Raw genomic sequence first — 14,668 nt, 5'->3', positions numbered from 1 at the left:
GCGCCGACAAGAACGGATCCTGCAATGCGGCGCGCCGGGCCGTCGCGCCCTACCAATGAAATCCTAAAGAGATATCGCCGTACCAATGCGCCAAAAGGCCTTCTAAAACAGCTCAGCCTGAGCGTAGCGCTTCTTCGCCTCTTCCAGATGGGTTTTCATTTCCATTTCCTCTAGGATCGAACATAGGGCGGGCAGGTCCATGCTGCCCGTATCCAGTTCGCTGGTACCATGGTGCGACAGATCGAACCCGATGATCTTCCGATTGATCTTCAAGCGTTCCTCCAGCTCGGGCAAGATCGCCTGAAAACGCGGCGGGCGAATCGAGTCCGCATGCTCGAGCACGCCTTCCACCGATCCGTATTCGAGCAACCACTTCACCGCCGTCTTAGGACCGCAACCCGGCACCCCGGGAATGTTGTCTGAGGTGTCGCCGATCAGTGAAAGGTAGTCGACCATGCGCTCGGGAGGGAGACCCCATTTCTCCTCCACTCCAGCTGGGTCAAGCTCCCGCCAGCCCAGGCGCGGATTGGCTGTCGGAGGCGGGAGCAGCAGGTGGATGCGCTCCGTGACCGATTGAGCGAAGTCCTTGTCCGCACTCACGATCTTCACCACCGCCGCAGCGTCACCCTCGGTCAATCGCGTGGCGTAAGCTGCCAGCAGGTCGTCGGACTCCACTCCATTTTCCTCGATCAGACCGAAACCCATGGCCCGCGTCAGCTGCTTGATGATCGGCACCTGCTGTTCAAATTCCGCCGGTGTTTCCGCCCGGTTCGCTTTGTATTCAGGCAGCAATGCCAGCTTGTCCTGAGCGCCGCCGAGATCGAAAAACACCGTGACAAAGTCCGGTTTCTGATCATCGAGTAGCTTCCACATCGAGCGCACCCAGCCGTACAGGGCGTTGGTCGGAAACCCGTCCGAGCGCTTCAGTTCCTTGACTGCGTAAAACGCTCGAAACGCCATATTGTAACCGTCGATGAGGAGATAGTTAGCCATGACGCAGCTCAACGGAGCGAGGCCTTGGTTTCAAACCCAAAGCGGCCCCACCGCACCGCAGCTCTCAAGAGCCTGAGCGAGGAAGGGTCCGGCTCTGTCACGAACGCCGACGAGGATCGAGACCTCAGTGCGCTCTGGACTCCGAGCCGCTGGGCGTGACCAGAGTCGGATTCTGGAAAAGCGAGCCCGGCTGCACGCCGCGCAGGGTCTGGCGCTTCGGCGAGCCGCCTGGGCTGACCAGATTCGCGGTCACGAAGATGAGCAGGTTGCGCTTGGCGGAGCTTTCTCCCTCGGAACGGAATAGCCGTCCGACAAAGGGGATGTCGCCCAGGAACGGCACCTTGTCGTCCACCGAGACCACGTCTTCGCGAGTCATGCCACCCATGACTACGGTCGCTCCATCCCAGATCGTCACCTTGGTTTCCACCTCGCGGACCGCGAAGATCGGTTGATAGAATCCGGAAGGGGTCTTCACGGTGCGGCCGCCAGAGATCGCGATGCTGGGCCCTCCGTATTCCACGAAACCTTCGAACTCCGTAACCCGCGGATTCAGATCCAGCGTGATGCTGTAGTCGTCTTCCTCCACGATCGGAGTGACCGCGAGCTCCACGCCCACGTTTCTGGTGACGAAATCCTCCGGAGTGCCCGGGGTGATGGTCACCCCAGCGCTGCCGCCATTGAGCGATCCGCTGGTGCTGCCCACATCGCTTTCCGTATCTGAATAGCGCGTCGGATAGCGGAACTCCTGGCTGACGTTTATATTCGCCCGATTGCCTGATAGCACGGTGACCTTCGGGGCGCTGAGCAGATCGGAACCGGACTTCTGCGACAAAGCGCGAATCGCGACGTTCAGGTCCACTCCGTCGATGCTGCCGATCACGTTGGTGAACGGATCTGCGCCCAGACCGAGGAGATTTGCTCCAGGCAGATCGGGGGCGGAAATGCTGTCAACCTCCTCGCCGTCCACGATGATGGCGCTGCTCACGCTGGTGGGAGCGGCCGCCTGAGCCAATCGTCGCAGAGAAGAGCGATACACCTCGCCGGTCTCCCATCGTTCGTCGCCGCCCGAGCCTTGCTCGTTCACGATCCAATCGAATCCGAGCTCCTCCAAGGAGCCTTCCTGCACTTCGAGAAACTTGGCTTCGATCTCGACCTGCTTCACATCGGTGTAGCGGTTCAGTATATTTCGGATACGATCGATGTTGCGGGAGGTTTGCGTCACGATCATTGCCGATCCGTCGTAGGCCAGCGTGCTTCCCTCGATGCCCGCGAAATCGACCCCCGCTTGCTGCAGGAAATTCCGTATGGCCTGAGCTTCGCTGGCCACGCCACCATCGCGAATGCGCGAACCGTCGTCGGAGTAGAACGGATCGTTGAAGAGTCCGCCGGAGGTACCGGTCAAGCCCCCCGTCATGCGAATGACCGTCGAGCGGGAGATGGGAAAGAACTCCGTATCCAGATTTGAATGATCCCCTCCTGGGCGAACCACCACGGCGTCAGCGTCGACCTCGTATTGATAGCCGACGGAGTCGACAATGAAGTCCAGGATGCGCTTCAGGGAAAGGTTGCGCAGGGTGATGTTCACCGTCGGGTTCGCGCGATCCGGATCGATCAGCACGAGGTTCACTCCCTTCGTTCCAATGTTCGTGGTATCGAACTGTTCGGAAATGGCGCTGAGCGTGTTCACCACCTTGCTAAGCTCCACTTCGGTGAAGTTCACACTGGGAATCTGGATTCGGTTCAACTTCTCGTTGAGTGGAATCGACTTCGCATCCACCGTTTCAATACCGGGTCGCTCTTCGTAGATGCCGGGGCGCTGCCAGGCGTTCGAAACCTCCTGCAGCAGCTGCTCGCGCGTCTTCATCTTGTTCAGGTGCCCTACGGACTGGCGCTCGCGGGCGATGCGAATGAGGAAATTCTTAGCCATCGCATTGTTGGGGTCCAGGGCCTCGATCTGCTTGAAGGTCGCCTCGGCGCCCTCGAGATCCCCTGCGAAGAACTGGCTGCGACCGCGGAGATGAAGCACGTCGATCTGCTGCTGCAGTTTCACGAAGTCGGGGCTCGCCTCGTGGATGGAAAGGGAGCCTGGAGAACCGCTCATGGCATCGACCGCGTACTGAGAGCGCTGACGCAGGAACTCTCGCTCGTCACGCTTCATCTCTTCGATCAGCACCTGAGTCATGGGATTGGGCTCGAGCGATGAGATCGCGCGGTTGATGGTGGCCAAAGCTGCATCGTATTCGCCGCGATTCGCTTGGCGACGCGCCGCCTCCCGGGTGTTGCGGGCCTCCTGCATGGCTTTTTCGATGCGCTCAGTCTCCAGCTGGGCCAAGTATTCCGCTTCGCTTCTGAGAGCCGCCAGCCGATCCACCTCCGCAGGCCGGGAATCCGCGCCCGCGTCGCTCTGCCTCTCGATCATGCGCTCAACCCCGCCGAGAATGCGTTTGACCGAGGCGTCGTTGGGAGCGATGACCAGCAGCGCTTCGAGCTTCTCCTTGGCCAGGACCAGGTTTCCGGAATCTCGGGCCTGCAGGGCCTCGGTCATCAGCTTGATCTTGGTTTCCGTGTCGCTCTGGGCGAGAGTCTCGACGGTCGCGAGCAAGGCGGCGAACGAGAACAGGAGGCAAAGGGTTCGGCGGAGGAGGCGATTTGGTTTCATCATGACGGTGGGAGTTGTTCGAACCTAGGAGAGCGGAAATCCGTCAGGGACGGGCGCTTCTATCGGGGCGAGGGGAGAAAGGGCTGGAGGAGGCGGGATCGGACGCTCGCGAACGACGGGCATTGGGATCCGTTTTGACGGCAGGTATGAGGGTGCGGGAAATTCGGCGGCTTCCATCCTTGGAAACCTTTACTACAGTGGCTCCTTCCGGCTGCACAGACAAGTCTTCGATGAGGTAATCCCAGTTTTCCAGCTCGATGCGATCCCCAATCTTGACCAAATGGACGTATCCATTTCCCAAATCCCGGATCTTGGCCTCGAAGTCGGAAAACATCTTGGTTTCCTTGTTGGTCAAACTGACCTGCTTGCCATCGTTGAAGTCGTACAGGCGGGCCACCCCGATGGACTGCGTCACCGGCGTTTCCTCCTCCTCGCCCATGGTTTCGATTCTCTCCTCCTGGAAGGAATCCAGCCTCACTCCGATCTCCAAGTTCTCCTCCCCTTCCCTGAGCAAGACGATTTCACTCGTGCTGACGCGTTCGAAATAGGCGACGTAGCTACCGGGTTCGCCCGCGTAGCCGACCAGCTGCAACCGATAGGGCCGCAGCCTGACTTCCAGCAGCTCCAGGTCGAACTGGGTCCACAGACTGAGTCCATCGTCGTTCGAGCGCAGGTTTGGCGGCGTAACCGCGAACTCGCGCGACGACGGATCGTAGTAGATCACTGGCGGAGTGAAAACGTCGAACACCCACTCCTCGCCCCGACTTTGACTTTTTGGGGCATCCCAAATGACCAGCTCCTCGTCAGGGGGCGTCGCCTCGTATCGGGGAGCGTTCACCTCCATCTCAGAGAGCAAGGGGCGACCTTGCGACGAGAGCGTGTCCAGGCGCCTCACCTCGAAAATGGCGCTGATGCCGACCCACGCGAACAGCAGCATGGCCACCAGCAGGAGCAGTTTGTCAAGAAATTCGGATACGCGCAGCTTACGCATCGTCAGCCTCGCTTTCCACTGCGGATTGCTGTTCCTCCGGCGCCTCGAAGTCCACCAGCGATTCCATGAACTCGATCGTGACAACGTACAGCGAGGTGTTGTCGGCGATGATCGGCACGCTGGTATCCGCCGCCGCGTAGCGACTTTCGCCCAAGCCCCGGACCCCTTCCATCACGGAGTTCAAGCCCTTCTTGACTCCTCCTTCACTGGCGAGATCGACCTCCACCCCCCGTATCACATAGGGCAGAGAGGAGTCCGCGAGACGATTGAGGAAGTTTCTCAGAGCGATCGATTGCCCTCTGAAAACCACCCGAAACGCCTGGGCGCCGATCACCTCGGGAATCGATGCGCTCATCTCCTCCGTCACCAGAAACTCGTCTCCCTCGTTGTAGATCCTTTCATCGGTCCTGACCGTCACCCGACCGGCGCTCGACGTGCCCTTTTTGACGCCGCGCTGAATCTTGACGAACGACTCGATTCCGGAGCTGAACAGGGTAGCGAGCAGATCCGACATGATCATGACCTGTCGATGCACCAACTCCTTGTCCTTAGGCGGAGGCCCCCCGTCCGCATAGTCCTCGAATCCGAAGTGCACGCTAGCCGGCAATTCCACCCCGTTGCTCAACGCGGCGTAGCGGGCGTTCTCCTTGAACTTGTGCAGCTCGAATGACCAATCGGCGCGGGAGACGGGCGTGCGGCCGAAAAACTCCTCCCGGTCGTAGGTGTTCAGATTCAGGGAGCGAAGGGTCTTCTGGTAGGCATCGTAGAGCTCCTCGTAGTTTTCCTTGAGAGCCTGGAGATTCGAGCGCGTCGGCGAAGGACGAGCCGCCAGGTAGCGATCGTACTTTTCCGACATCGTTCGATAGTCAGCCTTCAGCTCCCTCAGCCTCCCGTCCAATCGAGCCAGTATCCAAAGCCCCGCTACAGCGATGGCGAGCAAGATGAACAAGGCAGTGTAGAACACGGGATTTCGTTTAAAGAACTCCATCGCGACCGCTATAGCGACACCTCCTCATCGATCACCAGCGTGAAATCGAACGCCAGAATGCCCGGAACGGAGTAGTCGAAGCGCTCGTCCTCCAAGCTTTCCACAAACTCCGAACCGCGAAAGTTCTCCAGCAGCGCCTTCACCCGCTCGTAGGAGTCCGGACTGACGCTGGAAACCGGATTGTAGACGTCGATCAATCGCCCTTGGAGTCGCAGTCGCGTCTTTGTATCCGTCGACTGGACACGGACACGACCGTTGCCGGTCGGGGCGAGCGGCTCCGGCCGATCGAGCCGCAGCTTATCCAGCCAGACATCCTCCACCTGCAGCAGGCGATCCTGCAAGTCGTTCAGCAACACCATCCAGCTCAGGCGGGTTTCAGCGAGCGTGGCCGACTTCTCGATCGCTTCCTTCAAACGCCTGATCTCAGCGGAGCGCTCGAAGATCTGCTGATTGAGGCGGCTCAACGGACTCACTTGAACGTCCAGATTCTGAAGCTCCTGCTCGTAGGTCCGGATCTCCAAGGCTGCGTTGAATATGGGCAGTCCGATGGCTCCGCAAGCGACCAGTCCGGCCAGTAGAAAAAACGGCTGCTGCCGGCGGAACTTTCGCTGCCAGACGATGCTGCGAGGTGTCAGATCCAGGCTGATGGAATCGGGAAGAAAGCGCCCCACGCCCAACCCCACGACGTCGGATAGAAAATGAGCATCCGACTCAAGCGTTCCTTGTATTCTTTCATCGGATACATCTATTTTGCGAAACGGTTCGTAGTTGCGAACTGGATATCGCAATCGAGCTTCGAGCAGATTCATCAGCTCCGGGAGCTGGGCTCCGCCACCGGTCAGAAAGCAGGAGCTCGGCTCGAAGGCGAACCCCTGGCGTCTCACCACCGCAGAGGTGCGCGTGATCTCCGTGACCAGCCGATTGAAAAAACCTCGCTGAGCCGCCTCGAAGGCGGAGAATTCCTCGGTCGAAAGCGCCTCTCCCGCGATCGCGGAAAGCTTGACGCGTTCCCCCTCGCTCATCGGCACGTTCAGCGATTCCGCGATATCGACGCTCAAGCCTTGCCCGCCGAAGGGCACGTTGCGCGAATGGTAGCGCCCTTTTTCCACGAAGATGATGTCGGTGGACTTGGCACCGATCGAGAGCAGCATCGAACACCCGTCTTGATCCGCGTAGTTGTAGCGAAACCCGTTTATCAGGGCCGCGTTGGATGGCTCGATGCACCGGAGATCGATTTCGGAGTCCCTGGCGTAGCGAGCGATCGTATCGACGATCTCAGTACGAGTCGCCCCGATCAACACTTCGAAATCCAGGCTGTCCTCCTCCACCACAGCGTGGTTCCAGGTCACTTCCGCGATGGGATAAGGGATGTTTTGCCGGGCTTCGAAAGCCACGATCTTGTCACGCTTGCCAGACGCGACCTGGGGAATCTTCAGGTATTTCGACAAGGCCACATGTCCCGGGATGACGAACCCAGCCGGCATGTCGTTGCCAAAGCGCAAGGCCACCGAATCCAAGTGGGACGATGTGGCTTTCAACCACAGCAGCGGATCGTTCGAGGAGAAATCGACCAGGTCCACCTGATAATCCAGTAGCTCGCATCGCCCGCTGGGATTCATCTTCAGATGAACCGAACACAGATGGCGAGCGCCACAGCTAATGGCTAGAAAGTTGGAGGAAGGCATACCGAAGACAGGGCTTCATTCTTTTTTAACAAGTGCCTATTACAAGATAAAACCATCTGCAGCTTGGACTTACGCGGGGGGAGGCCCAGCCTCCGCGGACAGGGCGCCGTCCTCTCAGCGAATCGACGTGAAGCGCTCCGTGGGAGTGGATTCGGGATAGAGCCAGGCGAACGGAGTGAGCCGCTGGCTTCTCAGGATTCCCGCGTTTCGAGAAGCTTCCACCTCGAGCAGGGTCAGAAACCGTTCCCTGCTCGCCTCCCGCTCCAGCGAGTCCGACCAGAACCAGACCGGATCCTGCCCTTCGGCCTGCAGGCGAATCTGAAAGCTGTGGGGAGCGCCCCGAAGCCTGTCCCGCTCCACCACCTCCGGCGGCAGATAGAAACGGGCCACGTGACGACCCTCGTCGATCGTCACCCACTCCAGCTCAGCCCGATAGAACGCGAAGCCCCTCTCGCCCTCCCGTTCCACCTCGAACGCCAGCGAGCAGGCCACCTCGACGCTGTCGGTGAATCGTTTTCCCAGCAGATCCCCTTCCCCTCGACGCGCTTCCACCGTGACGGCAATCTCGTACCAGAGCTCTCCGCTGCGGGGTTCCTCTGTCAGATCGAACTGCAGTCGGCCGACTTCCAGCAGCCCAGCGGACGATGGAACCGCCAATCCCGCGAACAGAAAGAGCCAGAGCGTAGGAGCGAAGCGAGGCATCCGCACACCATCCAGCGCGCGCCCGCGGAGGGCAAGCGAATCCCTGCCATCTCCTGAATGCGCTTGCCCCGGCATTTTCCATGCCCCCTACTCGGACCCCGTCCGCATCCATGCAATACAAAATCAGCGTCCTAGTATTCCTAAAGAACTCGCAGGGGCAATTCCTGCTCATCGAGCGAACCAAAGCCCCGAACGACGGGCTATGGAGCCCGGTCGGGGGCAAACTGGAAATGCCGCTCGGCGAGTCCCCCTTCGAATGCGCCATCCGCGAAACCCGCGAAGAGACAGGCCATGCCATCAGCGAGAAGGACCTGCACCTGTTCTGCATGGCCGCCGAAAAGGCCTACGAGGGCAAGGGGCACTGGCTAATGTTTCTTTTCGACTGCTCCAAGCCGCTGGACGTCCTGCCCGCCTCCATCGATGAGGGAAAATTCGCCTTTTTCTCTCGCGAGGAGATCGACTCTCTCCCGATTCCCGACACCGACCGCCAGGGCCTTTGGGACATCTACGACCGCTACCACGACCGATTCGTGGCCCTGAAAGTCGACTGTCAGCCCGGAAAACCGCTGGAGTTCGAAATTGAAGGATTGATACCCAGCGAATAACGCATTCTCTCCCTAAGCGGGTTCGTCACCTCAACGCGATACCGCTTTGTTGTTGTGTCCCGACCAGCAAGACCTTCAATCCACCCTTTCGAAAGAATTTCCTTCTCAAAATCAGAGAACACCAGAAAAGAGACACGTGAGCGCAAAAACTACGCCAAAGAAACGCGTTAAGCCGGAAAAAGCGAATCTGGCTAAAGAAGCGAAACTGCCTATCAACAAGGGGCTCTCAAAAGAAGACCAGCTGGCATTCTACCGCGACATGGTCCGCATCCGCCGATTCGAGGAGCGATCCCTTCGCGTCTACCAGCAAGGCAAGATCGGAGGCTTCCTCCACCTCTACATCGGCCAGGAGTCGATCGCGGTGGGCTGCGCGTCTCTCATGGGCGAACACGACCACATGATCACCGCCTACCGCAACCACGGACACGGCCTCGCGGTGGGCATGGGCATGAACGAATGCATGGCCGAGCTGCTCGGAAAGGCTACCGGCTGCTCCAAGGGCAAAGGCGGCTCCATGCACTACTTCGCGCCGGACAAGAACTACTGGGGCGGCCACGGCATCGTGGGCGGCCAGGTTCCCCTCGGAACCGGCATCGCCTACGCCCTCAAGTACAAGGGCCTCACCGGTTCCTGCATGACCTTCATGGGAGACGGAGCCATCAACCAGGGCGCCGTGCACGAAGCCTACAACCTGGCCGCTCTCTGGGATCTTCCCGCCATCTTCATCATCGAGAACAACGGCTATTCCATGGGAACTTCCCAGGAACGCTCCTCCTCGCACCCCGAGCATGGTCTCGCCGCCCGAGCCGAGGGCTACAACATGGCGTGGGAGCACGTGAACGGCGAATCCATATTCGCCATCCGCGACGGCGTGGGACGAGCCATCGAGCGGGCTCACAAGGAATCCAAGCCGACTCTGCTGGAGATCCATACCTACCGCTACCAAGGCCATTCCGTGGCCGACGCCAACGCCAAGAAGTACCGCACCAAGGAAGAGATCGACGACTACCGCAAGAACCACGATCCGCTCAACGTCTATCGCCTCTACCTGCTCGACCAGAAGATCATGAGCGAGGACGAGATGAAGGAAATCGACAACGCGGCCAAGAAAGAGGCGGAAGACGCGGCGAAGTTCGCCGACGAAAGCGATTTCCCATCCGTGGAGTCCATCACCGAGGACGTCTACTGGGAAGCGGACAACCCCGACCAGCGGGCCTCCCAAGGCCGCCTCTTCTTCAACGACTAATTTTCACCAGAACGGACAGCTAACATGCCAGAGATCTCTTACAGACAAGCGATCAAAGACGCTCTCGCCGAGGAAATCGAGCGAGACGAAAACGTGGTCATCATCGGCGAAGAAGTGGCCCAGTACAACGGAGCCTACAAGGTCACCGAGGGCTTGCTCGACCGATACGGTCCCAAGCGCATCGTGGACGCGCCCATCTCCGAGGCCGGATTCATCGGCATGGGCATCGGCGCCTCCATGCTGGGCGTCCGCCCCGTGATGGAGCTGATGTTCTGGAGCTTCGCCTACGTGGCGTGGGACCAGATGATCAACAACGCCGGCTGCGTGCGCTACATGTCCGGCGGCCTGATCAACGTGCCCATCGTCATCCGCGGACCCGCCAACGGCGGCACCAACGTAGGCGCCACCCATTCGCACACCCCGGAAAACCTTATCGCCAACATGCCAGGCCTGAAGGTGGTCTGCCCTGCGACTCCCTACGACGCCAAAGGCCTCATGAAGTCCGCCATCCGCGACAACGACCCGGTCTACGTCATGGAATCCACCCTGCTCTACGGCAACAAAGGCGAAGTGCCCGAAGAGGAATACATCATCCCGCTGGGCAAGGCCGACATCAAGCGTGAGGGCACCGACGTCACCATCGTCTGCCACGGCCCATCCGTGGGCGTAGCCATCACCGCCGCGACCATTCTCTCCAGCGAGCACAACATCAGCGCCGAAGTCGTCGACCTACGCTCCATCCGTCCGCTCGACGAGGAAACGATCATCGAGTCGGTCAAGAAGACCAACCGGGCCGTGCTGGTCGAGGAAAACCGTCCCTTCTGCGGCGTCGACGCCCAGATCGCCTACCTGATTCAGAACAAGGCCTTCGACTACCTCGACGCCCCGGTGCAGCGCGTTTCCACCATCGACGCCCCCGCAATCTACAGCCCAGCGCTCGAGCCGGAACAGCTGCCGAAAGCGGCCAACGTCGTCGATAAGGTCCTCGCGATCATGTAATCTCTTCCTTCTAAATCCTTACTTCTAACTTTCAGACAATGGCTACTTTCATCGATATGCCGAAACTGTCCGACACCATGACTGTCGGCACCGTCGCCAACTGGCTCAAAAACGAAGGCGACGCCATAGAGTCCGGCGATGTCATCGCCGAAATCGAAACCGACAAGGCGACCATGGAGTTGGAGGCCTTCGAAGACGGCATTCTCCTCAAGCAAATCGCCAAAGCCGGCGAGCAGGTCGCCATCGGCGCCCCGATCGCAGCCATCGGCGAGGAGGGCGAAGAGGTCGAGGTGCCGGACGCCCCGTCCGCTCCCAAAACCTCCGACTCCTCCGACAAAAAGGACGATGAGCCGGAAAAGAAGGACGAAGCCCCGGCCAAGGAAGAGAAATCCGAAAGCGATTCCTCCTCAAAGAAGAGCTCCGACTCCACCACGCCCGAAGGCCGCATCAAAGCTTCCCCTCTGGCCAAAAAGCTCGCGGCCGCGGAAGGCATCGATCTCGCCTCCATCAGCGGCACCGGCCCCAACGGTCGCATCGTCAAGCAGGACGTGCTCGACGCCAAAGCCTCCGGAGGCGGCAAGAAATCCAGCGATTCGTCCAAGGCTTCCTCCGCTTCCAAGTCCAAATCCGCCGCCCCGGTCACCCTGCCCGGGCTGGCCATCGCTGAAGACGCGGAACTGCCCGTTTCCAACATGCGGGGCGTCATCGCCAAGCGCCTGGTGGATTCCAAGGTCAGCGCCCCTCACTTCTACCTGCAGATCGACGTCAACGTGGCCAACCTCCTAGCCACGCGAGCCAAGATCAACGCCGACCTGGCCAACGTGCCAGCGGAACACGGCGGCGGCATCAAGCTCACTGTAAACGACTTCATCCTGAAGGCCTCAGCGGAGGCTCTGCGCCGGGTGCCCGCCATGAATCGCGCCTGGCAAGGCAATACCATCCGCCAAAACGGCAGCGTGAATCTCGCGTTCGGCGTGGCTATCGAAGATGGACTGCTCACGCCGGTCATCCGCAACGCGGAAAGCAAGACCCTCAAGCAAATCGCCATCGAAGCCAAGGAACTGATCGGCAAGGCGCGCAGCAAGAAGCTCGGGCCAAACGAAATGACCGGCAGCACCTTCACCGTGACCAACTTGGGCATGTACGGCATCAGCAGCTTCTACGGCATCATCAACACGCCAGACGCGGGCATCCTGTCGGTCGGCGCTACCGTCAATAAGCCGATCGTCAACGACGCCGGAGAAATCGTGGCCGGCCAGATCATGACCATCGGACTCAGCTGCGACCACCGCGTGGTGGACGGAGCGGTCGGCGCGGAGTACCTGCAAGCGCTCAAGACCTTGCTGGAAACCCCAGCTCTGTCGCTGATCTAGCCAGACCACTCCAAACCCGTTTTTCAGGAAACGTCTCACGCTTCGAGCGGGGACGTTTTCCTTTTTTCCGCGATCGGCCCGAAGTTCCTCGATCCTCTAGACGCGGCTGTCGTCGAGACACAGCATGGCGGAAAGCGTCGCCCGCAAAGCCGACGTGCCGAAGGGCTTGCATAGGAAACGGCTGCTTCCCTCTTCGATTTCCTCTCCGTCCTCGGACACCCAAGCACGGTCGTCGCCGCTCATCATGACCACTGGCAGATCGGGGCTGCTGCTTCGGATCGACTTCAGCACTCCCAATCCGTCGATCTCCGGCATGTAGCGATCCACCAAGGCCGCCGACAACTCGTCGCGATGCTGAAAGAACTTATCCAAAGCCTCCGCGCCGTTTCGAGCGATCACCACCTCGAAATCCAACGACTCCAGCATGGCTTGGATCGCCATGCGCAAGACCCCTTCGTCCTCCGCCAGCAGTACCTTTCTGCTTTCGATACGTTCGGGACTCGCTTCGAGCGACTGCGTCGAAGCTTGCTTGGCCCTATCGCCACCGAAGCGTAGCTTCAATATGGACAAGCCATTGTTCGAATAAGTGGATACAAGCACACCCGAAAGATCAGATAGGCAGCGGGCGCACTCGCTATCCAGCTCTTCGCCCGCATAGACGAATTCAACATTTGGATACCGGTTCACTCCATCTTCGGCCTCCTCTTCGAAAACTCGAATCAGCAATCGGCTCTTGAATTCTGGAGAAACCTTTTCGCCAATGCTCGAGAGCGCCTCCGAAATGGCCAAGTCCAAAACCCCTTGCCGATAGTCCGCCAGCTCGACAATCTCGCTCGCGTCGATTTCCACCACCACCTTGGAAGGCAGCAAACAGGAAAGCTCCTCGAGCCTGATCTCCAGCCAGAAGCCCAGATCCAGTGGCTCCTCGGGATTTCCCCTTTCCGGGAGTCCGGAAGCAAGCACCTCGTTCAAGCAAGCCATCCGACGGGAAAGTCGCTCCATTTCCTGAATACTGTTGGATATCTCCGAGTCGCTTCGAAAATGGGAGCGAATCCAAGAAGCGCTTTTCTCAAGCCGACCGGCTACGCTTCGCAACCGCTTCGAAATGCGCTCCTCTATCAATCGGGTCGCGCTCCGATTCTCATCCGCTTGCGCCTGTTCCGCTTTCGCCACGCGCTCCGTCACGTCGATATGGGTGCCGAGCAGAGCTGACAGCCTGCCTTGACTGTCAGGGAAAACCTCCGCTCGCGAGAGAATATGCCGATAGGAACCGTCGCGGTGAATCATGCGATACTCGAATTCCAACTCTTTGATCTCGCCCTTCAGAGCTCGACGCAGTTCGCCGACCACATGGTCGCGATCCTCCGGGTGCAAGGCTTCCCGAAAGGCTGCGAGCGTATTCGAAAACTCGTGACTTCCGAATCCGAGCTGCTTCTTCCAGCGTTCGCTAAACTGGAGCTGATTGCTGCGAAGATCCCAGGACCACATGCCGATGTTGGAGGTCTTCAAAGCGAGCTCCAAGCGTCGTTGGCTTGTTTTGTACGCTTCCTCGGCTCGCTTGCGTTTCGAAATGTTGCGCAGCGTGATCATGCAGCAGTCCTGACCTCGCCAGTCAAGGGCTACCGATCTCAATTCGGCGTTGGGGATGATGGGGTTCGTGGTAGCGATCTCGAGCTCTATCGACTCGGAATCAAGCACTCCGTACTCGAAGAGCTCTTTCAGAATGCTGTCTTTGCTATTCGGATACCAAGTTTCCGCAACATCGTTGGTGAACAGCAATTCCCCTTCCGGTCGCGACACCAGAAACAGGGCCTCGTCCATGCAGTTCAGCAGAGCCTTGTAAGTCGCCTTACCGCTTGTCTGATTCGTTTGCCGCAGCTTCAGCTCGTCGAGCAAATCGCGCCTTTCCCAAGCGAGACGGATCGCCTCCATCAAACTGGGTTTGTCCAAGTCTCGATAGAAGAGACACTCGTCGGAGAGCTGCTGTGTCGCGTCGAGCATCGCGCCCTTTTCCTCATCCTCGATGAGAGCGATGAGCAAGGCGCCAGGCATTCGCGATCGATACGCCGCCAACGCTGAGCCATCTTCAAAGCCGGGCAGGAAAACTCGGGAAACGATCAGGTCGATCGCGCGCTCCTCAAAGACGCGCTCCGCGTCCGCGAGCGACCGCACATGAACGCAGTGGAACACAGGGTCCTGCGATTCGCTCAACGAGCACAGAATCTGGTTCGCTCGATGTAGGTCGGATTCAACTACCAGACTGGTAATCGGGGAGGAAGCCATTGCTTGGGAGGAAGGGAGGATACCGGCAAACTAGACCGCAAGTCATACCCCATCGCAAGCGGAAGAGCATGAACTAGTATTCACACGGTGAGACCACTTGAGCTTTTACCTATTTTCGACTAAGAAGTTACCCCTAAACAGGCG

Annotated in this window: 11 protein-coding genes; 4 read left to right on the top strand and 7 right to left on the bottom strand. The window is 59.3% G+C overall.

The features are described from left to right. Positions 1 to 102 precede the first annotated feature (102 nt). The 6 genes from QEH54_RS15710 to QEH54_RS15685 form a co-directional block, all read right to left on the bottom strand. The gene (locus QEH54_RS15710) at positions 103 to 993 is read right to left on the bottom strand and encodes a 5'-3' exonuclease H3TH domain-containing protein (protein WP_309019658.1); all 891 of its coding nucleotides are present in this window, start codon (positions 991 to 993) and stop codon (positions 103 to 105) included. A 124-nt stretch (positions 994 to 1,117) separates the two neighbouring features. Next, positions 1,118 to 3,655: a hypothetical protein gene (locus tag QEH54_RS15705; protein ID WP_309019657.1), complete on the bottom strand. Its 2,538-nt coding sequence runs from the start codon at positions 3,653 to 3,655 to the stop codon at positions 1,118 to 1,120. 40 nt (positions 3,656 to 3,695) lie between these two features. Next, the gene (locus QEH54_RS15700) at positions 3,696 to 4,643 is read right to left on the bottom strand and encodes a hypothetical protein (protein WP_309019656.1); all 948 of its coding nucleotides are present in this window, start codon (positions 4,641 to 4,643) and stop codon (positions 3,696 to 3,698) included. Further along, positions 4,636 to 5,631 carry an Amuc_1100 family pilus-like protein gene (locus tag QEH54_RS15695; RefSeq protein ID WP_309019655.1) on the bottom strand — a complete coding sequence of 332 codons (996 nt, stop codon included), beginning with the start codon at positions 5,629 to 5,631 and terminating at the stop codon, positions 4,636 to 4,638. Before QEH54_RS15695 ends, QEH54_RS15700 begins: the two co-directional genes overlap by 8 nt. A gap of 8 nt (positions 5,632 to 5,639) precedes the next feature. Further along, positions 5,640 to 7,316: a pilus assembly protein PilM gene (gene pilM, locus QEH54_RS15690; RefSeq protein WP_309019654.1), complete on the bottom strand. Its 1,677-nt coding sequence runs from the start codon at positions 7,314 to 7,316 to the stop codon at positions 5,640 to 5,642. Positions 7,317 to 7,430: 114 nt separating this feature from the next. Then, entirely contained in the window at positions 7,431 to 8,018 is a 588-nt protein-coding gene (locus QEH54_RS15685; RefSeq protein WP_309019653.1) for a hypothetical protein, read from the bottom strand. Positions 8,019 to 8,128: 110 nt separating this feature from the next. Here QEH54_RS15685 and QEH54_RS15680 point away from each other — a divergent pair, with 110 nt between their 5' ends. The 4 genes from QEH54_RS15680 (at position 8,129) to QEH54_RS15665 (ending at position 12,241) form a co-directional block, all read left to right on the top strand. Then, positions 8,129 to 8,623: an NUDIX hydrolase gene (locus QEH54_RS15680; RefSeq protein ID WP_309019652.1), complete on the top strand. Its 495-nt coding sequence runs from the start codon at positions 8,129 to 8,131 to the stop codon at positions 8,621 to 8,623. A 187-nt stretch (positions 8,624 to 8,810) separates the two neighbouring features. Continuing rightward, positions 8,811 to 9,869, top strand: a complete 1,059-nt coding sequence (gene pdhA / locus QEH54_RS15675) for a pyruvate dehydrogenase (acetyl-transferring) E1 component subunit alpha (RefSeq protein WP_345785665.1) — start codon at positions 8,811 to 8,813, stop codon at positions 9,867 to 9,869. Positions 9,870 to 9,893: 24 nt separating this feature from the next. Next, positions 9,894 to 10,868 (top strand): alpha-ketoacid dehydrogenase subunit beta, encoded by a 975-nt coding sequence (locus QEH54_RS15670; protein ID WP_309019650.1) that lies wholly within the window; start codon positions 9,894 to 9,896, stop codon positions 10,866 to 10,868. A gap of 38 nt (positions 10,869 to 10,906) precedes the next feature. Further along, positions 10,907 to 12,241, top strand: coding sequence for a dihydrolipoamide acetyltransferase family protein (locus QEH54_RS15665; RefSeq protein ID WP_309019649.1), 1,335 nt, complete (start codon positions 10,907 to 10,909; stop codon positions 12,239 to 12,241). Between the two features lie 96 nt (positions 12,242 to 12,337). On the opposite strand, the gene QEH54_RS15660 is transcribed toward QEH54_RS15665, so the two are convergent. Then, a complete protein-coding gene (locus QEH54_RS15660) occupies positions 12,338 to 14,524 on the bottom strand; it encodes a response regulator (RefSeq protein WP_309019648.1) in 2,187 nt (728 codons plus the stop codon). Between the last annotated feature and the right edge of the window lie 144 nt (positions 14,525 to 14,668).

The organism is Pelagicoccus sp. SDUM812003 (assembly GCF_031127815.1).
GTDB lineage: Bacteria > Verrucomicrobiota > Verrucomicrobiia > Opitutales > Opitutaceae > Pelagicoccus.
This window is presented reverse-complemented; position numbering and strand designations above follow the sequence as displayed.

Excerpts from the sequence above, each read along its gene's own strand:
- QEH54_RS15665 (WP_309019649.1), top strand. The coding sequence starts at position 10,907 with ATGGCTACTTTCATCGATATGCCGAAACTGTCCGACACCATGACTGTC.
- QEH54_RS15660 (WP_309019648.1), bottom strand. The coding sequence starts at position 14,524 with ATGGCTTCCTCCCCGATTACCAGTCTGGTAGTTGAATCCGACCTACAT.
- QEH54_RS15685 (WP_309019653.1), bottom strand. The coding sequence starts at position 8,018 with ATGCCTCGCTTCGCTCCTACGCTCTGGCTCTTTCTGTTCGCGGGATTG.
- QEH54_RS15680 (WP_309019652.1), top strand. The coding sequence starts at position 8,129 with ATGCAATACAAAATCAGCGTCCTAGTATTCCTAAAGAACTCGCAGGGG.
- QEH54_RS15705 (WP_309019657.1), bottom strand. The coding sequence starts at position 3,655 with ATGATGAAACCAAATCGCCTCCTCCGCCGAACCCTTTGCCTCCTGTTC.
- QEH54_RS15695 (WP_309019655.1), bottom strand. The coding sequence starts at position 5,631 with ATGGAGTTCTTTAAACGAAATCCCGTGTTCTACACTGCCTTGTTCATC.
- pilM (WP_309019654.1), bottom strand. The coding sequence starts at position 7,316 with ATGCCTTCCTCCAACTTTCTAGCCATTAGCTGTGGCGCTCGCCATCTG.
- QEH54_RS15700 (WP_309019656.1), bottom strand. The coding sequence starts at position 4,643 with ATGCGTAAGCTGCGCGTATCCGAATTTCTTGACAAACTGCTCCTGCTG.
- QEH54_RS15670 (WP_309019650.1), top strand. The coding sequence starts at position 9,894 with ATGCCAGAGATCTCTTACAGACAAGCGATCAAAGACGCTCTCGCCGAG.
- QEH54_RS15710 (WP_309019658.1), bottom strand. The coding sequence starts at position 993 with ATGGCTAACTATCTCCTCATCGACGGTTACAATATGGCGTTTCGAGCG.